Source organism: Lysobacter sp. H23M47, from assembly GCF_015209765.1.
GTDB lineage: Bacteria > Pseudomonadota > Gammaproteobacteria > Xanthomonadales > Xanthomonadaceae > Novilysobacter > Novilysobacter avium.
In genome coordinates, this window is record NZ_CP063658.1 from 644,366 (window position 1) to 665,885 (window position 21,520).

21 protein-coding genes are annotated in these 21,520 nt (G+C 64.7%); 18 read left to right on the plus strand and 3 right to left on the minus strand.

From position 1 onward, the window contains the following. Positions 1–120: 120 nt before the first annotated feature. The 11 genes from rpsE (at position 121) to INQ43_RS02960 (ending at position 8,046) form a co-directional block, all read left to right on the plus strand. A complete protein-coding gene (rpsE, locus tag INQ43_RS02910) occupies positions 121–651 on the plus strand; it encodes a 30S ribosomal protein S5 (protein WP_194035021.1) in 531 nt (176 codons plus the stop codon). Beyond that, complete coding sequence (gene rpmD / locus INQ43_RS02915; RefSeq protein ID WP_194035022.1) at positions 644–844, plus strand: 50S ribosomal protein L30; 201 nt, start codon at positions 644–646, stop codon at positions 842–844. Before rpsE ends, rpmD begins: the two co-directional genes overlap by 8 nt. 4 nt (positions 845–848) lie before the next feature. Beyond that, complete coding sequence (rplO, locus tag INQ43_RS02920) at positions 849–1,286, plus strand: 50S ribosomal protein L15 (RefSeq protein WP_193985964.1); 438 nt, start codon at positions 849–851, stop codon at positions 1,284–1,286. 7 nt (positions 1,287–1,293) lie between these two features. Beyond that, complete coding sequence (gene secY / locus INQ43_RS02925) at positions 1,294–2,652, plus strand: preprotein translocase subunit SecY (RefSeq protein ID WP_193985966.1); 1,359 nt, start codon at positions 1,294–1,296, stop codon at positions 2,650–2,652. 403 nt (positions 2,653–3,055) lie between these two features. Then, positions 3,056–3,412 carry a 30S ribosomal protein S13 gene (gene rpsM / locus INQ43_RS02930; protein ID WP_043959558.1) on the plus strand — a complete coding sequence of 119 codons (357 nt, stop codon included), beginning with the start codon at positions 3,056–3,058 and terminating at the stop codon, positions 3,410–3,412. Positions 3,413–3,422: 10 nt separating this feature from the next. Then, a complete protein-coding gene (gene rpsK, locus INQ43_RS02935) occupies positions 3,423–3,815 on the plus strand; it encodes a 30S ribosomal protein S11 (RefSeq protein WP_043959559.1) in 393 nt (130 codons plus the stop codon). 14 nt (positions 3,816–3,829) lie between these two features. Beyond that, positions 3,830–4,459 carry a 30S ribosomal protein S4 gene (gene rpsD, locus INQ43_RS02940; RefSeq protein ID WP_043959560.1) on the plus strand — a complete coding sequence of 210 codons (630 nt, stop codon included), beginning with the start codon at positions 3,830–3,832 and terminating at the stop codon, positions 4,457–4,459. 59 nt (positions 4,460–4,518) lie between these two features. Then, positions 4,519–5,517 (plus strand): DNA-directed RNA polymerase subunit alpha, encoded by a 999-nt coding sequence (rpoA, locus tag INQ43_RS02945; RefSeq protein ID WP_194037052.1) that lies wholly within the window; start codon positions 4,519–4,521, stop codon positions 5,515–5,517. Positions 5,518–5,533: 16 nt separating this feature from the next. Beyond that, positions 5,534–5,908 (plus strand): 50S ribosomal protein L17, encoded by a 375-nt coding sequence (gene rplQ, locus INQ43_RS02950; protein WP_043959562.1) that lies wholly within the window; start codon positions 5,534–5,536, stop codon positions 5,906–5,908. Between the two features lie 127 nt (positions 5,909–6,035). After that, entirely contained in the window at positions 6,036–6,545 is a 510-nt protein-coding gene (locus INQ43_RS02955) for a disulfide bond formation protein B (RefSeq protein ID WP_194035024.1), read from the plus strand. Positions 6,546–6,648: 103 nt separating this feature from the next. Beyond that, positions 6,649–8,046, plus strand: coding sequence for a 3-deoxy-7-phosphoheptulonate synthase class II (locus tag INQ43_RS02960; protein WP_194037541.1), 1,398 nt, complete (start codon positions 6,649–6,651; stop codon positions 8,044–8,046). Between the two features lie 103 nt (positions 8,047–8,149). Here INQ43_RS02960 and typA read toward each other — a convergent pair whose 3' ends face one another. Next, positions 8,150–9,976 (minus strand): translational GTPase TypA, encoded by a 1,827-nt coding sequence (typA, locus tag INQ43_RS02965; RefSeq protein WP_194035026.1) that lies wholly within the window; start codon positions 9,974–9,976, stop codon positions 8,150–8,152. Between the two features lie 148 nt (positions 9,977–10,124). On the opposite strand from typA, the gene INQ43_RS02970 reads away from it, so the two are divergent. The 4 genes from INQ43_RS02970 (at position 10,125) to prpC (ending at position 14,383) form a co-directional block, all read left to right on the plus strand. Next, positions 10,125–10,631, plus strand: coding sequence for a peptidylprolyl isomerase (locus INQ43_RS02970; protein ID WP_194035027.1), 507 nt, complete (start codon positions 10,125–10,127; stop codon positions 10,629–10,631). 165 nt (positions 10,632–10,796) lie between these two features. Next, entirely contained in the window at positions 10,797–12,002 is a 1,206-nt protein-coding gene (locus INQ43_RS02975; protein ID WP_194035028.1) for an aminotransferase class I/II-fold pyridoxal phosphate-dependent enzyme, read from the plus strand. Between the two features lie 44 nt (positions 12,003–12,046). Then, positions 12,047–13,033, plus strand: coding sequence for a malate dehydrogenase (locus tag INQ43_RS02980; protein ID WP_194037053.1), 987 nt, complete (start codon positions 12,047–12,049; stop codon positions 13,031–13,033). 198 nt (positions 13,034–13,231) lie between these two features. Beyond that, positions 13,232–14,383, plus strand: coding sequence for a 2-methylcitrate synthase (gene prpC / locus INQ43_RS02985; RefSeq protein ID WP_194037054.1), 1,152 nt, complete (start codon positions 13,232–13,234; stop codon positions 14,381–14,383). 154 nt (positions 14,384–14,537) lie between these two features. Here prpC and INQ43_RS02990 read toward each other — a convergent pair whose 3' ends face one another. Both INQ43_RS02990 and INQ43_RS02995 read right to left on the minus strand, forming a co-directional pair. Next, positions 14,538–15,008 (minus strand): cell wall hydrolase, encoded by a 471-nt coding sequence (locus tag INQ43_RS02990; RefSeq protein ID WP_194037055.1) that lies wholly within the window; start codon positions 15,006–15,008, stop codon positions 14,538–14,540. A 359-nt stretch (positions 15,009–15,367) separates the two neighbouring features. Next, positions 15,368–17,341, minus strand: coding sequence for an NADPH-dependent 2,4-dienoyl-CoA reductase (locus INQ43_RS02995; protein ID WP_194037056.1), 1,974 nt, complete (start codon positions 17,339–17,341; stop codon positions 15,368–15,370). A 145-nt stretch (positions 17,342–17,486) separates the two neighbouring features. On the opposite strand from INQ43_RS02995, the gene INQ43_RS03000 reads away from it, so the two are divergent. The 3 genes from INQ43_RS03000 to INQ43_RS03010 all read left to right on the plus strand — a co-directional run bounded on the left by INQ43_RS03000 (position 17,487) and on the right by INQ43_RS03010 (position 21,469). Further along, entirely contained in the window at positions 17,487–18,950 is a 1,464-nt protein-coding gene (locus tag INQ43_RS03000) for a bifunctional 2-methylcitrate dehydratase/aconitate hydratase (protein ID WP_194037057.1), read from the plus strand. Between the two features lie 200 nt (positions 18,951–19,150). Next, positions 19,151–20,203, plus strand: coding sequence for an OmpA family protein (locus INQ43_RS03005; protein WP_194035033.1), 1,053 nt, complete (start codon positions 19,151–19,153; stop codon positions 20,201–20,203). A 249-nt stretch (positions 20,204–20,452) separates the two neighbouring features. Then, positions 20,453–21,469, plus strand: coding sequence for an OmpA family protein (locus tag INQ43_RS03010; RefSeq protein WP_194037058.1), 1,017 nt, complete (start codon positions 20,453–20,455; stop codon positions 21,467–21,469). The last annotated feature ends 51 nt before the right edge of the window (positions 21,470–21,520 follow it).

Consider the following 21,520-nt stretch of genomic DNA (forward strand, 5'->3'; position numbering starts at 1 on the left):
TGCCGACGCGGGTCGCGTCGGGTGTGATCCCAGGTTCCTGTGGTCACACGGCACCCGGACGTGTCAACAATCATAAGCGGCACCGCCGCAAATTCCCTATTCAAACCAGGTAACTGCAAAATGGCTAACGAACGCGATTCGCGGGGGCGTGGTCCCCGCGACGAAATCGACGACGGAATGATCGAGAAGCTGATCACCGTCAACCGTGTCAGCAAGACCGTCAAGGGCGGCCGCCAGTTCACCTTCACCGCGTTGACGGTGGTCGGCGACGGTGGCGGCAAGGTCGGCATGGGTTACGCGAAGGCGCGCGAAGTGCCGGCCGCGATCCAGAAGTCGATGGAGCAGGCACGCAAAAACATGAAGGGCGTCGATCTCAACAACGGCACGCTCTGGCATTCGGTCAAGTCCGGCCACGGGGCGGCGCATGTGTACATGCAGCCCGCCTCCGAAGGTACCGGCGTGATCGCGGGCGGCGCCATGCGCGCGGTGCTCGAGGCGGTCGGCGTGCGTGACGTGCTGGCCAAGGCCACCGGTTCGCGCAACCCGATCAACCTGGTCCGGGCAACGCTGCGTGGCCTGTCCGAGATGCATTCGCCGGAGAAGATCGCGGCCAAGCGCGGCAAGAAGGTCGAGGAATTGCACCATGGTTGATGCAACTGAAAACAAGAACGGCACCGTCAAGGTGCGTCTGGTCAAGGGTCTGCGTGGTACCCAGGGGCGTCACCGCCTGTCGGTGAAGGCATTGGGCCTGCGCAAGATCAATGACGTCCGCGAGCTGAAGGACAGCCCGCAGGTTCGTGGCCTGATCAATACGGTCCACTACCTGGTCCGGGTCGAGGAGTAATACGATGCGTCTCAATACACTTTCGCCCGCAGAGGGCGCCCGCGAAGACCGCAAGCGCGTCGGTCGCGGTATCGGTTCCGGCCTGGGCAAGACCGCCGGTCGTGGACACAAGGGCTCGTTCGCGCGGTCCGGCAAGGGCAAGATCAAGGCCGGCTTCGAAGGCGGCCAGATGCCGATGCAGATGCGCCTGCCCAAGATCGGCTTCCGCAGCAAGACCAAGAACGACACCGCCGAAGTCATGCTCTACCAGTTGGACAAGCTTGAGGCGGGCGAGATCGATTTCGCCGCCCTGCGTGCCGCCGGCCTCGTGCCGAGCCGCGCCAAGCGCGCCAAGCTGGTGGTGAAGGGCGAGGTCGGCAAGAAGTTCGTGTTCAAGGGCGTGCTGGCCACGGCCGGTGCCAAGGCCGCCATTGAAGCGGCCGGCGGCAAGGTCGAGGAGTAAGTCACCGATGGCGCGTAGCAACAACGCCATGGCCGGCATGGGCGGCGGGCTCGGCAAGTTTACCGAGCTCCGTCAGCGCCTCATGTTCGTGCTGGGAGCACTGGTCGTCTACCGGGTGGGCTGTTACATCCCGGTTCCGGGCGTCAATCCCGAGGCGATGTTGCGCTTGATGGAAAGCCAGCAGGGCACCATCGTGGACATGTTCAACATGTTCTCCGGTGGTGCGCTGGAGCGCTTCAGCCTGTTCGCGCTGAACGTGATGCCCTACATCTCCGCGTCCATCATCATGCAGCTGATGGTGCAGATCCTGCCCAGCATGAAGGCGATCCAGAAAGAGGGCGAGTCGGGCCGGCGCAAGATCACCCAGTGGTCCCGTCTCGGTGCGATCCCGCTGGCGGTGTTCCAGGCCTGGGGCATTGCAACGGCGCTGCAGGCCGGCGGCGCCAGCCAGGGCATTCCGGTGGTCTACAGCCCCGGCGCGGGCTTTGTCATCACCGCGGTCATCTCGCTTACCGCCGGCACGATGTTCTTGATGTGGTTGGGCGAGCAGGTGACTGAGCGCGGCATCGGCAACGGTGTCTCGCTGATCATCTTCGCCGGCATCGTCGCAGGGTTGCCGTCGGCGGCGCTGAACATGTTCGAGCAGGTCCGCAACGGCGAGATGGGCACGCTCACCGCCATGGCGGTCGTTGCCATCGTATTGGCCGTTACCTTCTTCGTGGTGTTCGTCGAGCGTGGCCAGCGACGGATCACCGTAAATTACGCGCGACGCCAGGGCGGCCGCAGCGCGTACATGAACCAGTCCTCGTTCCTGCCGCTGAAGCTCAACATGTCGGGCGTGATCCCGCCGATCTTCGCGTCCAGCATCGTGATGTTCCCGGCAACCGCGGCAACGTGGTTCAGCCAGGGGGATTCGTCGTCGTTCATGCTCAAGGTCAGCCAATGGCTGAATCCGGGCGAGCCGCTGCACATGCTGCTTTACGGTGGCCTGATCGCCGGTTTCACGTTCTTCTATACGGCGCTGGTCTTCAACTCGCAGGAGACCGCCGACAACCTGAAGAAGTCGGGGGCCTTGATTCCGGGTATCCGTCCGGGCAAGGCGACCGCCGATTATGTCGACGGGGTGCTGACCCGGCTGACCGCAGCGGGCGCGACCTACCTGGTCATCGTCTGCCTGCTGCCGGAAGTGATGCGCTCGCAGATGGGGACCTCGTTCTACTTCGGGGGTACCTCTTTGCTGATCGTCGTGGTGGTGGTGATGGACTTCATCGCGCAGATCCAGGCGCACCTGATGTCCCACCAGTACGAAAGCCTGCTGAAAAAAGCGAACCTGAAGGGTTCCCGTGGCGGCGCCGGCGCGCGTTGAGTAAAAGGTGTTGATTCAAGCCAGTCGCTTCGGCTAAACTGGCGCGTCATCTTCGGCGTACGTTGCCGTGGATGCTGCTGATGTATCGAGAGCCCGGCTTCCACACCGGCTTTCATCAGGGCGACCTGCGCGACGTCTCGCGCGCAGGTGGATCCGGACCCGTCTGCGCGCCAGAGTAGCGCGCGGTGTCCGGGAAGGCGGCTTGACAGCGCTTTCCCGGTCAGTCCTGGTTCGTCGCCGGAGCATGGGCACACTCCCCATGCCGTTGCGGCGCTGCGTCAGTCAACCGACGGCGCGCTGCTTCCTACGACCCGAGGCCTAGATGATTTTTCGATTCACTGACCAGTGAACCTTTCCACCGAGTTGTCAGGGCTCGGTTGCCAAACCAGTTGGAGATCGCGTTATGGCGCGTATTGCGGGCGTCAATCTGCCTGCCCAGAAGCACGTCTGGGTCGGGCTGCAGAACATCTACGGCATTGGCCGTACCCGTTCCAAACAGGTATGCGAGTCGGCCGACGTCAAACTGTCGACCAAGATCCGCGACCTGTCCGAGCCGGAAGTCGAGCGTCTGCGCGGCGAAATCGGCAAGTTCATCGTCGAGGGCGACCTGCGTCGCGAAATCGGCATGTCGATCAAGCGCCTCATGGACCTGGGTTGCTACCGCGGCCTGCGTCACCGTCGCGGCCTGCCGCTTCGGGGCCAGCGCACCAAGACCAACGCACGTACCCGCAAGGGTCCGCGTCGGGCCATCAGGAAGTAAGGGGTAGATCATGGCCAATCCAAGCGGCTCGAAGACGAAGAAGAAGGTCAAGCGCGTCGTCACCGACGGCGTTGCGCACGTCCACGCTTCGTTCAACAACACCATCATCACGATCACCGACCGCCAGGGCAATGCGCTCTCGTGGGCGACGTCGGGCGGCGCGGGTTTCCGCGGTTCGCGCAAGTCGACCCCGTTTGCCGCCCAGGTGGCGGCTGAAAAGGCCGGCCGTGCTGCGCTCGACTACGGCGTCAAGTCGTTGGAAGTGCGCATCAAGGGCCCGGGTCCGGGTCGGGAATCCGCCGTTCGTTCGCTGAACAACGTCGGGTACAAGATCATCAACATCATCGACGTGACGCCGATTCCGCACAACGGTTGCCGCCCGCCGAAAAAGCGTCGCGTCTGAGGAGCTGAAGAAGAATGGCTCGTTATATTGGTCCCACCTGCAAACTTGCCCGTCGCGAAGGCGTCGATCTCGGTCTCAAGTCCGCCTCGCGCGCCCTTGACTCCAAGTGCAAGCTTGAGCAGAAGCCCGGTCAGCATGGCGCGACGCTCCGTCGCGGCAAGATGTCCGATTACGCTAACCAGCTCCGTGAGAAGCAGAAGGTCAAGCGCACTTACGGCTTGCTTGAGCGCCAGTTCCGGAACTACTACAAGAAGGCGGCGGCGAAGCGCGGCAACACGGGTGAAATCCTGTTGCAGTTGCTCGAAACCCGTCTCGACAACGTCGTTTACCGCATGGGCTTTGCGGTGACCCGGCCGGCCGCGCGCCAGCTGGTGTCGCACCGCGGTGTCACGGTCAACGGCAAGTCGGTCAACCTGCCTTCCTACCAGGTCAAGGCCGGTGACGCGATTGCGTTGTCCGAGCGTGCGCAGAAGCAGTTGCGCGTGCAGGAGTCGCTGACCGTGTCGCAGCAGATGGACCTGTCGCCGTCCTGGATCGATGTGGACAGCAAGAAGTTCGCAGGTGTCTTCAAGGCGATTCCGGAGCGTACGGATCTGTCGGCCGACATCAACGAAGCGCTGATCATCGAGCTGTACTCGAAGTAATCCATCTGTTCTTGAGCCTCCGACCCGCCGGGTCGTGGGCTCACAGGAGACTCCACAAAATGACGGTTACCGCCAATCAGGTGCTGCGCCCACGCGGTCCCCAGATCGAACGCCTCACCGACAACCGCGCAAGGGTGGTCATCGAGCCGCTCGAGCGTGGCTACGGTCACACGCTGGGCAACGCGTTGCGCCGGGTCCTGCTGTCCTCGATCCCGGGCTTCGCGATTACGGAAGTCGAGATCGATGGCGTGCTGCACGAATACACGACGGTCGAAGGCTTGCAGGAGGACGTGCTCGAGGTCCTGCTCAACCTGAAGGACGTCGCCATCACCATGCACACCGGCGAGTCGGCGACCCTGTCGCTGACCAAGCAGGGTCCGGGCGTGGTGACTGCGTCCGATATCAAGACCGATCACAACGTCGAGGTCGTCAACGGCGACCACGTGATCGCCCACTTGACCAAGGACACCGCACTCAACATGCGCATCAAGGTCGAGCGCGGTTACGGCTACCAGCCGGCGACCACCCGCCGCAATCCAGAAGAGGAGACCCGCACCATCGGTCGTCTGATGCTGGATGCGAGCTTCAGCCCGATCCGCCGCGTGGCGTATTCGGTGGAAGCCGCGCGCGTCGAGCAGCGCACCGACCTGGACAAGTTGATCATCGACATCGAGACCAACGGCACCATCGACGCGGAAGAGGCGGTTCGTACCGCCGCTGAAGTGCTCAGTGACCAGCTGTCGGTGTTTGGGGACTTCACCCAGCGCGAGCGCGGTGCAGCCAAGCCGGCCAGCACGGGGATCGATCCGGTGTTGCTGCGTCCGATCGACGACCTGGAGCTGACCGTGCGTTCGGCCAACTGCCTCAAGGCGGAAAGCATCTACTACGTCGGCGATCTGATCCAGAAGACCGAAGTCGAACTGCTGAAGACGCCGAACCTTGGCAAGAAGTCGCTCACCGAGATCAAGGAAGTGCTTGCCCAGCGCGGCCTCTCGCTCGGCATGAAGCTCGAAAACTGGCCGCCTGCAGGCATCGCCTCGCACGGCATGATGGGCTAAACAGGAAACAACACTCATGCGCCACCAGAAATCAGGACGCAAATTCAACCGTACCAGTGCCCATCGCGATGCGATGTTCACCAATATGGCCGCGTCGCTCATCAAGCACGGAGCAATCCGTACGACCCTGCCCAAGGCCAAGGAGCTGCGCCGCGTTGCGGAGCCGCTGATCACCCTTGGCAAGACGGATGGCGTTGCCAACCGTCGTCTCGCCTTCTCGCGCCTGCGCGACAAGGAAGCGGTGGGTACGTTGTTTGTCGAACTCGGCCCGCGTTACAGCGCGCGTCCGGGTGGTTACCTGCGCATCCTCAAGTGCGGCTTCCGCGCTGGTGACAATGCGCCGATGGCCTACGTGGAACTGGTTGACCGCCCGCAGTCCGCGGCCGAGTAATCGCTCCTCGACGTTGACCGGGTGGCAACGCCCTGTCATCCGCATCAACCCTGGCCGTGCGCCGGGGTTTTTGCGTTAGACGACCTCGGCTTTGCGTAGCCAACCCAAGCCCGTATGGTGTAGCCCCATGACGAGTCCCGCCACGCGTACCTCCCGTTTCCGCCTCCGTTTCCTGCTGGGCTTTCTGGCCTGCGCCGGCCTGATCGGCTACGCGCTCTACACGCAATTCTACGGCGGTCTGCTGCCGTGTCCGTTGTGCATCTTCCAGCGGGTCGCGTTTGCCGCGCTTGGGCTGGTGTTCCTGATCGGCGGACTGCACGCACCGCTCACGCGGGCGGCGCGACGAACATACGGCGGGCTGGCCTTCCTGGCTGCCCTGGTTGGGATGGGAGTGGCCGGCAACCACGTACGTCTGCAGCATCTGCCGCCCGACCAGGTGCCTGCCTGCGGCCCGGGACTGGACTACATGCTCGAAGCGATGCCTTTGACCGGCGTGATCCGCAAGGTCATGACCGGATCGGGCGAGTGCGCGGAGGTGGACTGGAGCTTCCTCGGCCTGGCGATGCCGGCCTGGAGCCTGATCTGGTTTGTTCTGCTCGGCGCCTGGGCCCTGTACGCGGCCGCGCGTAGCGACTGAAGCGACTGCAATACCCGATGGGCGACGCCCGCGGGGCGCCGTTGCAACTGGGTCGGTCCGCATGGATGATGTAATGCTGCTTCGCAACAAAAGTCCTGACGCCATGCCCACCGCCGAACGTAGCCTGCACCCCGTGAATCTCCCCGAGAACTGGAACCCGACCTCCTGGCGCGAGCGCACCGCGCTCCAGTTGCCGACCTACGGCGACGCCGAGGAGCTTGCCGGGGTGCTCTCGGAGCTGCGGGCGCTGCCGCCGCTGGTGACTTCCTGGGAAATCCTCGCGCTCAAGCAGCAGATCGCCGACGCCCAGGAAGGCAAGTGCTTCGTGTTGCAGGGCGGTGATTGCGCCGAGACCTTCGATGCGTGCTCGTCGGACGTCATATCGAACCGCCTGAAGGTGCTGTTGCAGATGAGCCTGGTGCTCGTGCACGGTATGCGCAAGCCGGTCGTGCGGGTAGGGCGGTTTGCCGGCCAGTACGCCAAGCCTCGTTCGGCCGACAGCGAGACGATTGATGACGTGACCCTGCCGAGCTACCGCGGCGACATGGTCAATGCGCCGTTGTTCGAGGCTGCCGCGCGACGCCCGGATCCACGGCGCATGGTCAAAGCGCATGCGCGTTCGGCGATGACGATGAATTTCGTGCGTGCGCTGATCGACGGCGGGTTTGCCGATCTGCGTCATCCCGAGTACTGGAACCTCGACTGGGTCGGGCACTCGCCGCTGGCCGCCGAGTACCGCCACATGGTCGAGTCGATCGGCGACGCGGTCCGTTTCATGGAAACGCTGTCGGGCGGATCGGTCCGCAACTTGGACCGGGTCGACTTCTACACCTCGCACGAGGCGCTGCTGCTGCCGTACGAGGAGTCGTTCACCCGCCAGGTGCCGCGTCACTGGGGCTGGTTCAACCTGAGCACGCATTACCCGTGGATCGGCATGCGTACGGCGGCGATCGACGGTGCCCACGTCGAGTACTTCCGGGGCATCCGCAACCCGATTGCCCTCAAGGTGGGGCCCTCGGTCACCCCGGATCAGTTGATGCGGGTGGTGGACGTGCTCAATCCGCAGGACGAGCCGGGTCGGTTGACGCTCATCCATCGGATGGGCGCGGCGCATATCGCCGAGAAACTGCCGCCGCTGCTGGATGCCGTGCGGCGCGACGGTCGCCGCGTGCTGTGGGTGTGCGATCCCATGCACGGCAACACCGAAGCCACCGCGAATGGCTACAAGACCCGCAAGTTCGCCAACATCGGCGACGAGCTCGAGCTCGCCTTTGACATGCACGCCGCGGCTGGGACGCGATTGGGTGGCGCGCATCTGGAGCTGACCGGCGAGGACGTCACCGAGTGCACCGGCGGCGCGCGCGGCCTGACCGAAGTCGACCTGGAGCGTGCGTACCATTCCACGGTCGACCCGCGGCTGAACTACGAGCAGGCGCTGGAGGTCGCGATGCTGATCGTTCGCAAGCAGTCCCAGCTGTCGGCGGCCGACAAGAGCGCATAGGCCGGACAGCCGGCACAGGACGCAGCAACAAAAAAGCCGCCCACCATGGGCGGCTTTTTTGCGCCCGCCCCGCGCATGGCGCACGGGGCCGGGTTGCAGGCGGTCAGCTGCGGCTGGCGCGCTTGCGGTCGGTTTCGGTCAGGTGCTTCTTGCGCAGGCGGATCTCCTTCGGCGTCACCTCGACCAGCTCGTCGTCCTCGATGAAGTCCAGCGCCTGCTCCAGGCTGAACTTGATCGCCGGGGTCAGCTTGATCGCGTCATCCTTGCCCGAGGCGCGCATGTTGGTCAGCGGCTTGGTCTTGATCGGGTTGACGGTGAGGTCATTGTCCTTGGAATGGATGCCGATCAGCTGGCCTTCGTAGACGTTGTCACCCTCGGCGGCGAACAGCTTGCCACGCTCTTCCAGCGGCCCCAGCGAATACGCGGGGGTGGCGCCGGCCGAGTTGGAGATCATCACGCCATTGGGGCGCTTGGCGATCGCGCCGACCTCGCGCGGACCGTAATGGTCGAACACGTGGAACAGCAGGCCGGTGCCCTGGGTCAGGGTCTTGAACTCGTTCTGGAAGCCGATCAGGCCGCGTGCGGGGATCATGTAATCCAGACGCACGCGTCCCTTGCCGTCGGACTCCATGTTCTTCAGCTGGCCCTTGCGGATGCCCAGCTTCTCCATCACGCCGCCCTGGTGCTGCTCCTCGATGTCGACAACCAACTGCTCCACGGGCTCCATCATCTGGCCGTCGATTTCCTTGACGATCACTTCCGGACGCGACACGGCCAGCTCGAATCCTTCGCGGCGCATGGTCTCAATGAGTACCGACAAATGCAATTCGCCGCGGCCGGACACCAGGAACTTGTCCGGGTCCGAACCTTCCTCGACCTTGAGGGCGACGTTGTGCAACGTCTCGCGCTCCAGGCGCTCGCGGATCTGGCGGCTGGTGATGAACTTGCCGCCGCTGAAGTCCTTGCGCCCGGCGAAAGGCGAGTTGTTGACCTGGAAGGTCATCGAGATGGTGGGCTCGTCCACGGTCAACGGAGGCAGGGCCTCGGGCGCGTCCACCGAGCAAAGGGTGTCGGAGATGCCCAGGTCCTGCACGCCGGAGATGGCGATGATGTCGCCGGCTTCCGCCTCTTCCACCTCGACCCGCTCCAGGCCCATGAAGCCCAGCACCTGCAACACCTTGGCCTGGCGCTTCTTGCCTTCGCGGTCGATCACGGTGACCGGCATGTTCGTGCGCACCTTGCCGCGCTGGATGCGGCCGACGCCGATCAGGCCGACGAAGCTGTTGTAGTCCAGCTGGCTGATGCGCATCTGGAACGGACCGTCGGGGTCCACCGCCGGCGGCGGCACGTGCTTCATGATCGCCTCGTACAGCGCGGTCATGTCGCCGTCGCGCACGGTGTCTTCCAGGCCGGCATAGCCGTGCAGCGCGGAGGTGTAGACGATCGGGAAGTCGAGCTGCTCGTTGGTCGCGCCGAGCTTGTCGAACAGGTCGAACACCTGGTCGATCACCCAGTCCGGACGCGCGCCGGGACGGTCGATCTTGTTGATCACCACGATCGGCTTGAAGCCCATCGCGAACGCCTTCTGGGTGACGAAGCGCGTCTGCGGCATCGGCCCGTCCATCGCGTCCACCAGGATCAGCACCGAGTCGACCATAGAGAGCACGCGCTCGACCTCGCCACCGAAGTCGGCGTGTCCCGGGGTGTCGACGATGTTGATCCGGTTGCCCTGCCAGGTGATGGCGGTATTCTTGGCAAGGATCGTGATGCCGCGTTCCTTTTCCTGGTCATTGCTGTCCATCACCCGCTCGGCCAGCACAGTGCGGTCGGAGAACGTGCCGGACTGCTTCAGCAGGCAATCAACGAGGGTGGTCTTGCCGTGGTCGACGTGGGCGACGATGGCGATATTGCGTAGGCGTTCGATGGACATGGGGTAGAGCGGCGCGTAGGCAGCTTTCAGAAGGAAGTCCGCCAGTATATATGCCTGCGTGTTCTGCGCGGTAACCGAGGTGCGGTGGGTTAAACTTGGGGGTCTGGCGTACGCACAAGCGCCCCCTTGAGAAAACCGGAGTCACGACATGAGCCTGATCGCCAATTTCGATACCGAGCGCGGACCGATCCGCATTGAGCTGGCCGCCGACAAGGCGCCGCTGACGGTCGCCAACTTCGTCAACCTGGCCCAGCGCGGTTTCTACGACGGACTGAATTTCCATCGCGTCCTGGCCGATTTCATGGTCCAGGGCGGATGCCCGCAGGGCACCGGCACCGGCGGTCCCGGCTACCGCTTCGAGGATGAGACCGGCAACGGCCTGGCCCACGAGCGTGGCGTCCTGTCGATGGCCAATGCGGGCCCGGGCACGAACGGCAGCCAGTTCTTCATCACCCACGTGCCGTGCTCGTGGCTGGATGGCAAGCACACGGTGTTCGGCAAGGTGATCGAGGGCCAGGAGATCGTCGACAGCGTCAAGCAGGGCGACAAGATCAAGTCGGTCAAGATCGAAGGCGACGCCGACGCGGCACTGGCGGCCAAGGCCGACCGCGTTGCCGAGTGGAACAAGACCCTCGACGCCGCGCATGGCAGCTGATCGGGTGCGATCATTTCCGGCGCGCCGCCGCGCGCCGTGAGACCCGCTTGCGATACAAGACCTTGAAACGCCTGGTCGCTTCGAAGCAACCCGCGCCGGCGCCTCATGCCCGGCCTGGTTGCGGGCGCCCACCTCACGACTCCTTAATTCTTTGAGAGTGTTGCGATGCCCCAATTTGCCCAGCGCATCGGTCGGGCCCGGCCCAGCGCGATCATGCAGGTCGCTGAAAAAGCCAAACGGCTGAAGGCCGAAGGCCGCGACATCATCAACTTCTCGATCGGCGTGCCCAACTTCCTGCCCGGCGACCACATCTATGCCGCGGCGCGCGAGGCGCTCGCCCACGACAGCGGCCAGTACGGCAGTAACCGCGGGTCCGATGCGCTGCTGAAGGCCTTCCTCGCGCACCTGGAAAAAATCGGCCTGAGCGGTTACACCGCCGCCAATCTGGCCAGCGGCATTGGCGCCAAGCAGGTGATCTACAACCTGGCCGAGGCGCTGCTTGATGAGGGCGACACGATCGCCTTCGCCGTGCCGTACTGGACCAGCTACCGCGACATCGCGGCCATCGTCAACGCGAAGGTCGATCTGCTGCCGTGTCCCGCCGCCCAGGACTACAAGCTGACCCCGCAGCAGCTTGAGGCCGCGCTGGAGAAGAAGCCGCGGGTGTTCCTGTTCAACAACCCGTCCAATCCCACCGGCATGGTCTACGGCAGGGACGAGATCGCCGCGCTGGCCGACGTGCTGGTGCGCTATCCCGATACCTGGATCATCACCGACGACATCTACCACGCGATGGTGTTCGACGAGCTGGGCTACCACAACTTCGCCCACGCCCGGCCGGAACTGCGTGACCGGCTGATCTTTGTCGACTCGTTGTCCAAGACCTACGGCATGCCCGGCTGGCGCGTGGGCTTGATGGCTGGGCCGGAATCAGTGGCCAAGGCGATTGCCACGCTCAATTCCAACCACATCACCAGCATTCCCGAGGTCGTCCAGGCTGCAGCGGTGGCCGCGCTGGAAGGCCCGCAGGATGTACCGGCCGCCAAGCGGCGCGAATTCCAGGCCAAGCGCGACCAGGTCATGGTCGTGATGGACGCGATCCCCGGCGTGGTCTGCCCACGGCCGCAGGGTGCGTTCTATGCGTTCCCCGATGTGAGCGCCGCATTCGGTCGGCTGCACGGGCCCAGCGGTCTGGCAATCGATGACGACCTGACGTTTTGTGGCGCCTTGCTGGAGACCAAGGGCGTGGCCTGCGTACCCGGTTCGGCCTTCGGTGAGCCGCGTGCCGTGCGCATCAGCTACACCTGCCCGACACCGCAGCTGGCTCCCGGGCTGCAACGCTTTGCCGAGTTTTTCGCCGAACTGAACTGAGCCGTCGCTTCCGATCTCCCACCCCCACTGTTTCAGGAGCCCCCATGAAGAATCCCGTTCGCGTTGCCGTTACCGGCGCTGCCGGCCAGATCGGTTACTCCCTGCTGTTCCGCATCGCCTCCGGCGAGATGCTCGGCAAGGACCAGCCGGTGATCCTGCAGATGCTCGAGCTGCCGATGGAGAAAGCCCAGGCCGCGCTCAAGGGCGTGATGATGGAGCTGGAAGATTGCGCGTTTCCGCTGCTGGCCGGCATGGTCGGTACCGATGACGCCGAAGTCGCCTTCAAGGATGCCGACTTCGCCCTGCTGGTTGGCGCGCGCCCGCGTGGCCCGGGCATGGAGCGCAAGGACCTGCTGCTGGAGAACGCGAAGATCTTCACCGCCCAGGGCGCGGCGCTGAACAAGGTCGCCAGCCGCGATGTCAAGGTGCTGGTGGTGGGCAACCCGGCCAACACGAATGCCTACATCGCCATGAAGTCCGCGCCAGAGCTCAACCCGGCCAACTTCACCGCGATGCTGCGCCTGGACCACAACCGCGCGCTGTCGCAGCTCGCCAACAAGGCCGGCGTGCCGGTCGGCGACATCGAGAAGCTGGTCGTGTGGGGCAACCACAGCCCGACCATGTACCCCGACTACCGCTTCGCCACCGTCAACGGCGAGTCGCTGAAAGACAGGATCAACGACGCCGACTGGAACGCCAACACCTTCATCCCGCAGGTCGGCAAGCGGGGCGCGGCAATCATCGAGGCGCGCGGGCTATCCTCCGCGGCCTCGGCGGCCAATGCCGCGATCGACCACATGCGTGACTGGGCGCTGGGCAGCGACGGCAAGTGGGTGACGATGGGCGTCCCCTCCGATGGCAGCTACGGTATTCCCGAAGGCATCATCTACGGCGTGCCGGTGATCACCGAAAACGGCAAGTACACGCGCGTGGAAGGCCTTGAAGTCGATGACTTCAGCCGTGCAGCGATGGACAAGACCCTGGCCGAACTGGAAGAAGAGCGCGCTGGGGTTGCGCACCTGTTGGGCTGATCGCTGAAGTCAGGCGGTTGCAAAGGGGCAGCTTCGGCTGCCCCTTTGCGTTCAGGGCCGGGCAGCGCCGCGGCTCGGCTAGAATGGTGATCTGTGCCGCGCCGTCTCCGGCGCCGCTTGACAACGCCATTCACGTACGCCGTCCGACGACCATCGCGCCGCCAGGACACGGTCTGGACCATCACCACTGGAGCCAAGATGAGCGACACACCCGTAACGACGCCCAAGCCAAAAAAGTCCGTTGCGCTCAGCGGCACTCCCGCGGGCAACACCGCGCTCTGCACCGTGGGCCTCAGCGGCAATGACCTGCACTACCGTGGTTACGACATCCACGATCTCGCGACGAAATCGAGTTTCGAAGAGGTCGCACACCTGCTCGTGCACGGCGTGCTGCCCACGCGCGCGCAGTTGGCGGCGTACAAGACGAAACTGCGTCGCCTGCGCGGTCTGCCGGCGCTGGTGACCGAAGTGCTTGAGCTGGTGCCGGCCAACGCCCATCCGATGGACGTGCTGCGCACCGGTTGCTCGATGCTGGGCACGGTGTTGCCCGAACGGGACACGCATCCGGCATCGGAGGCGCGCGACATCGCCGATCGCCTGATCGCGAGCTTCGGCTCGATGCTGCTGTACTGGTGGCACTTCACCCGCAACGGCCGCCGGATCGATGTCGAAACCGAAGACGACAGCGTCGCCGCGCATTTTCTCCACCTGCTGCACGGTGAGCCGGCCAGCGCGCTGCATGCCGACGCGCTGGACAAATCGCTGGTGCTGTACGCCGAGCACGAGTTCAACGCCTCCACTTTCGCCGGCCGCGTGATCGCCGGCACGGGGTCGGATCTGTACTCGTGCCTGACGGGCGCCATCGGCGCGCTGCGCGGACCCAAGCACGGTGGCGCTAACGAAGTCGCCATGGACATCATCAGCCGCTACAGCAGCGCCGACGAGGCCGAGGCCGACATCCGTGCGCGCATGGAGCGCAAGGAAATCGTCATCGGATTCGGCCACCCGGTGTACACCGTCGGGGACCCGCGCAATCCGATCATCAAGGAGATCAGCCGCTCCCTGTGCGAGGACGGTGGCAACCAGGTGCTGTTCGACGTCTCCGAGCGCATCGAGAACCTGATGATGGACACCAAGAAGATGTTCCCCAACCTTGATTGGTACAGCGCGTCGGCGTACCACATGATGGGCATTCCGACCGCGATGTTCACCCCGCTGTTCGTGATCGCGCGGACGACGGGCTGGAGCGCCCACGTGATCGAGCAGCGCGAGGACGGCAAGATCATCCGTCCCAGTGCGACCTACGTCGGCCCCGATGACCGTGACTACGTGGCGCTGGACAAGCGCTGAGCGTCAACAAAGGCCGCGGCGCGGCTCCCAGCAAGCAAAAAGGCCACGCATCTGCGTGGCCTTTTTTTTGCAACGACGTCTGGTCACCCACCGAGGTCGGTCATCGTCGTGCCGATGACTGGCCCAATTGCCTGCGCGGCCGCTGACGGTGCGCTCAGGTGCCGACCGAAAGACTCGAAGGAGCGAGGTTCTGCACCTTCAGGAAGGTGTGGTCGCCGATGGTCGCAACCCGATACGCATTGCGCCAGTTCGGGCTGGCAATCGACAACGCGGCGAAATGGCTGGCGCCGGGCACGATCTCGAGGCGCTCACCGGCAGGCAGCTCCCAGTTGCGCTGCGCTTCCAGCGCGATTGTTACCGATTCAGCCCACGCCTCGGTGTTGCTCAGGCGGGTATTGGGCGAGACGATCGTTGGCGCGAACTGCTTGCGCGCGGTGACCACGTCGCAGACGCTGTCGCCCCACAAGCCGCTGTCGCGGCGACGCAGCGCGACCTCGGCCACTGCTTGCTGTCCCTGCACCGACTGGTTGCGAGCTTCCAGGTACAAGGTGGTGCTCAGGCAAAGCGAGTCTGCGCTTTGCGGGGATAGAACCGAGGCCAACCACAGGATCCAGGCCAGTTTCATGACGAACTCCTTGCTCCGTTGCGCCGGCAACGTTGATCGCACTCCGAAGAGCACGGTCGATTGCCGACATGGCGTACTGGGGAGGCGGCGGCTCTATGGCGCGCTTGGCCCCTTCACCTTGTCCCGCAGACGGCGGGAAGGTGGATGTCACCAAAGGGGGTGACTGGGAAAGTTGCGGCACGGTAGCGACCGGAATATAAATGTAACGTGAACAGGGCGCCGCATTCAGGTTCGTGTGGACACGGCTTGTACCGCTCCGATTCTGCGAGCCCTTGCTCCGTCACGGTTTCACGACAAGCTGAACAAAAGTCTGAATTTGAGGTCGGGAAACCCCTGTTCAGGTTTTGCCGGGCGATGCATCAGAGTGCAGCGGCCACTCGACAGCCTTGATCGATGGCCCGTTTTGCATCCAGCTCGGACGCCAGCTCCGCGCCGCCGATGACGTGGATCGTTCCAATGTGATCGCCCAGTTGGTCTGCCAACGGCTTGAAGGAAAGCTGGCCGGCGCAGATCACCACGTGATCCACGGGCAACAACTGCACTGCGCCATCGATCCGCACGTGCAGGCCCGCATGGTCGACGCGCAGATACTCCACGCCGCTGATCATCGTCACCTGCTTGTGCTTCAGGGTGGCCCGGTGGATCCAGCCCGTGGTCTTGCCCAGCCGCGCGCCCAGTTTGCCTTCGCTACGCTGGAGCAGCCACAGCGCGCGCGCCGGGGCTTCGGCCGCCGCCGGCACCAGGCCGCCGCGATTTTCGGTGTAGTCCAGGTCCACTCCCCATTCCCGGCGCCAGCGCGCGGGTTCCAGCGTCGGCGATCCGCCGGCCTGGACGAGAAATTCGGCAACGTCGAATCCGATCCCGCCGGCGCCGATGATGGCCACGCGGGCGCCGACTTCGACATTCCCCTGCAGGACATCCGCGTAACCGACCACGCTGGGATGGTCCGCGCCGGGGAATTCCACCTCGCGCGCGACCACGCCTGTGGCAAGCACCACATGGTCGAACCCGCCCAGATCCGCCTTCGTGGCGCGCGACCCCAGCCGCAGCTCGACGCCGGTCAGCTCGATCTGGCGTTGGAAGTAGCGCAGGGTCTCGTGGAATTCCTCCTTGCCGGGTATCCGCTTGGCCAGGTTGAACTGGCCGCCGATCCGGCTGGCGGCTTCGAACAGCGTGACCCGGTGGCCGCGTTGGGCGGCAATGGTCGCGCAGGCCAGTCCCGCCGGCCCGGCGCCGACGACCGCGATGCGCTGCGGCGATGCGGTCTGGGTGTAGCGCAGTTCGGTTTCGGCGCACGCGCGCGGGTTGACCAGGCAACTGGCGCGCTTGTCACTGCGCCGCGTGCGCGCCTTGACGACCCACTGTGGATCGGCCAGCAGGGGACGCGCCATCGACACCATGTCGGCCTCGCCGCTGGCAAGGATGCGTTCGGCGGTCTCGGGCATGTTGATCCGGTTGGTGGCAATCACCGGCACGCCGACGACCGGCCGCAGGCGCGCGGTGATGCCGCTGAAGGCGCCGCGAGGGACCGACGTGGCGATCGTCGGCACCCGCGATTCGTGCCAGCCGATGCCGGTGTTGATCAGGGTCGCGCCGGCGGCCTCCACCGCACGCGCCTGGGCCAAGACCTCTTCCCAGCTGAGCGCGTCATCGACGAGGTCGATCATCGAGAGGCGGTAGATCAAAATGAAGTCCGGCCCGCACGCCTCGCGGATGCGCCGAACGATCTGCACCGCGAAGCGCATGCGCTGATCGGCGCCGCCGCCAAAAGCGTCCTTGCGGCGATTGGTCCGCGGCGCGGTGAACTGGTTCAGCAGGTAGCCCTCCGATCCCATCACCTCCACGCCGTCATAGCCGGCATCGCGGGCGAGCTGGGCGGTCCGCACGAACGCCGCGATCTGGCGCTCCACCCCGCGTGTCGACAACGCGCGCGGGGTGAACGGATTGATCGGCGACTTGATCCGGCTGGGAGCGACCTGCAGCGGGTGATAGCCGTAGCGCCCGGCGTGCAGGATCTGCAGGCAGATGCGGCCATCGTGGCTGTGGACGGCATCGGTGACCTGGCGATGCTTGCGCACCTCCCATGAGCGGCTCAGCTTGCCGCCGAAGGGCTTCAGCCAGCCGCTGATATTGGGCGCGAAGCCGCCGGTCACCATCAGCCCCACGCCTGCTTCCGCGCGCTCGGCGAAGTAGGCCGCCAGCCTGGGGAAGTCCGCCGCCCGGTCTTCCAGGCCCGTGTGCATCGAGCCCATCAGCACCCGGTTGGGCAGGCGGCAGAACCCCAGGTCCAACGGAGAAAACAGATGCGGATACAGCGGGTGCGGGTCGGCCATGGAGAGTACGCGAGCGTATGGATGAATCACGATGCCGCCATTTCCGCGACCGGGCAAGTCGTCGCGCCGCCGTTACCCGGGAGTGTCCACGCCCTGCTTATGAACCAGGAGGCACAGTGGAGTCCCGCACTCTGGAGTCCTGCCAATGAGCCAGCCCGACAGCCGCTCTGCGATCCGTCCCGCGCCCGACCAGCCGCTGCTGGACGTGGCCGACTACGTGGTCGATTACACGGTCGATTCGACGGAGGCCTACGACACCGCGCGCTACATGCTGCTGGATTCGCTGGCATGCGCGGCGTTGGCGATGGAGCACGCCGAATGCGTCGCCCATCTCGGGCCGCTGGTGCCGGGCGCGGAGCTCAAGGACGGCGCCCGCGTGCCGTTCACCGGATTCCAGCTCGACCCGGTGCAGGCCGCCTACAACATCGGCGTGCAGATCCGCTGGCTGGACTTCAACGACACCTGGCTGGCGGCGGAGTGGGGGCACCCGTCCGACAACCTCGGCGCGATCCTCGGCGTGGCGGATTATCTGGGCCGGATTGCGCAGCAGGAAGGCAAGGCGCCGATGACCGTGCGCGACGTGCTCGGCTGGGCCATCAAGGCCCATGAAATCCAAGGCTGCTACGCGCTGGAGAACGCGTTCAACCGCCTTGGCATGGACCACGTCATTCTGGTGCGCCTCGCATCGACTGCCGTGGCGACGCGGATGCTCGGCGGTGACCGCGACGCGATCTGGTCGGCGCTGTCGCACAGCTGGATGGACAACGGTGTCCTGCGCACCTATCGCCACGCGCCCAACACCAGCCCGCGCAAAAGCTGGGCCGCCGGCGATGCCTGCCGCCGTGCAGTAACCCACGCGCTCAATGCCGTGCGCGGGGAGGTTGGCTGCCCCAGCGCGCTGACCGCGCCGACCTGGGGTTTTTACGACGTCGCCTGCAACGGCCGGCCGTTTACCTTCGAGCGTCCTTTCGGCAGCTACGTGATGGAAAACATCCTGTTCAAGCTCAGCTTCCCGGCCGAGTTCCACGCCCAGACAGCGGTCGAGTGCGCCATGCAACTGCACGCGCAGGTGAAGCAGCAGCTGGACGCCGGCGGCGTGGACGCCATCGAGCGCATCGAACTGGAAACCCAGCAGGCGGCCATCCGCATCATCGACAAGACCGGTCCGCTGTCCAATTACGCCGACCGCGACCACTGCCTGCAATACATGGTCGCCGTGCCGTTGCTGTTCGGGCGCCTCACCGCCGATGATTACGGCGACGCGGTTGCCGCCGACCCGCGCATCGATGCACTCCGGGACAAGATGACGGTGAGCGAGGACCCGCGATTTACCCGGGACTATTCCGATCCCGCCAAGCGCTATATCGGGAACTCGGTCCAGGTGTTTTTCAAGGATGGAAGCCACACGCGAAAGATTACGGTGGATGTTCCGATTGGGCATCGGGAGCGCCGGGCGGAGGGAGTTCCGGTGCTGATGGACAAGTTCGAGCGCGCCATGCGCGGCCGGCTTTCGGCGGAGCGGGCGGATCGCTTGATGACTCTTGCAAATGCGCCAACGCAACTGGAATCACTTGCTGTCACCGACTTCATGGATCTGTTTTCGAACTGAACGAACCCCGATGCATCCGGCGGGGCTGCGGGAACTTAGTCAATTGTTAGTCGCCTGTTAACACGGCCTTCACGGTCACGACCCTACGCTTCACCCCGATGGCGTCAAAACGGCAGCCGTCCTCAAGCGCTACCGAAACACGCACCCCGATTTCTACAGTCTCGTTCCATACCAGTTTTGATCCACACGGAGATACACGAATGAACAAGAAACTCCTTTGCGCAGCCATGCTTGGTGGCCTGGCGTTCGCCGGCGCCGCAAGCGCTCAAGAGTTCGATGACCGCTGGTACCTGACCGGTTCCGCGGGCATGAACATCCAGGACAACAATCGCGATTCGCGCGATGCGCCGTTCCTGGCTCTGGGCGTGGGCAAGTTCCTCAACCCGAACTGGTCGCTCGACGCCGAGCTGAACTACCAGAAGCCGAAGGCGGATCGCAACCAGGATCTGAACTGGAGCCAGTACGGTATCTCGCTCGACGCGCGTTACCACTTCATCGCGGAAGGCCGGAACTGGAACCCGTACGTGTTGATGGGCCTGGGCTACCAGCGCGCCGAGGAAGAGTTTGATCCGTCCAACCCGCTGCTGCCCGCGCGCTTCACCCGCAACGGTGCCCCCAGCGTGCAGAAAGACGGCCACGTCGCCGGCAAGCTCGGTTTCGGTGCCCAGGGCGATGTGGGTCGCGTCAAGATCCGCACCGAGTTGGCTTACCGCATTGATGCGCACGACGACAGCGTTGGCGCGTTCCTGAGCGACGACGTGCCGCGCGATGACGGTGCCGACTGGTTTGGTGACGTGCTGGCCTCGGTCGGTGTCGTGGTTCCGCTGGGTCCCGAGCCGATGGTTCCGGTTGCTCCCGCGCCGCCGCCGCCGGCCGCGCCTGTCCAGGAAGCCCCGGTTCCGGTCACCATCGACCTGCGTGGCGTGAACTTCGACTTCGACAAGTCGACCCTGCGCGCCGATTCGCTGGCGATCCTCAACGAGGCGCTGGAAATCCTGCGTCGTTACCCGGAAGTCCGCGTTGAAGTGGCCGGTCACACCGACCTCTGCGGTCCGGATGCTTACAACCAGGCGCTGTCCGAGCGTCGTGCGCGGGCCGTGTATGACTACATGACCTCCAACGGCATCGATTCCAGCCGCCTGGCCGGCCCGATCGGCTACGGCGAGAGCCGTCCGCTGGAGCAGACCGAGCAGACGCAGCCTGGCTGCCGCAACGAGCGTAACCGCCGCACCGAGTTGAACGTTCAGAACTGAGTGAGGCATTCACCGCTGCAGGTCCTCCTGCAGCCGTGACGTAATCCCGAAGCCCGGCAGAGATGCCGGGCTTCGCCTATTTTGGGCGCTTGTTAATAAAGTGTTCGAATATGTGTATCATCACGTTCGTGACTGCGGATCGTCGGGGCTTCGTGCCGCCTTCCGAAGTGACCTGCCTGTTCCAGCGATGTGTTGCAAAACCGATGTGTCGCCCAACCATTTCCCCCGGATCCACTGAAGGAGCTTTCCATGAAAATCCGCTTGATGAGCGCCGCGCTGCTCGCCGGCCTGGCATTTGCCTCGGCCGCCAATGCGCAGGAATTCGATGACCGCTGGTACCTGACCGGTTCCACCGGTTTCAACCTGCAGGACAGCGACCGTGGCACCAATGACGCCCCGTTCCTGGCCCTTGGCCTTGGCAAGTTCGTCAGCCCGAACTGGTCGATCGACGGTGAGCTGAACTACCAGAACCCGAACTTCGACGCCAACCAGGACCTGAACTGGAGCCAGTACGGCATCTCGCTGGACGCGCGCTACCACTTCCTGGCCGAAGGCCGCAACTGGAACCCGTACCTCCTGATGGGCCTGGGCTACCAGCGCGCCGAGGAAGAGTTCGACGCGTTCCCGAACCCGAACTCGCCCGGTCAGCGCGTTGACGGCAACCTGGCCGCCAAGGTCGGTGCCGGTCTGCAGGCCAACATGGGTCGCGTCGGTGTGCGTACCGAGCTGGCCTACCGCGGTGACTTCGACGATCAGAGCGTTCACAACCCGAACGAGAGCTGGTTCGGTGACCTGCTGGCCACCGTCGGCGTGATCGTTCCGCTGGGCCCCGAGCCTGTGGCTGCCGTGGCGCCGGCTCCGGTCGCTCCGGCGCCGGCTGCTCCGGTTGAAGAGGCCCCGATCCCGGTGACCATCGACCTGCGTGGCGTGAACTTCGAGTTCGACAAGTCGAACCTGCGCCCGGATGCGGTTTCGGTCCTGAACGAAGCTGCGCAGATTCTGCAGCGCTACCCCGAGCTGCGCGTCGAAGTGGCCGGCCACACCGACTCCAAGGGTTCGGATACGTACAACCAGGCCCTGTCGGAGCGTCGCGCGAGCGCCGTGTACGACTACCTGACCAGCAACGGCGTTGACGCGGGTCGCCTGGTGGGCCCGAACGGTTACGGCGAGAGCCGCCCGATCGCGCCGAACACCAACCCGGACGGTTCGGACAACCCGGCCGGTCGCGCCGAGAACCGTCGCACCGAGTTGAACGTGCAGAACTAAGCACGTCTGCAACAACAGGGGCGCCTGTCGGCGTTCCCTGCGCGCTACCGA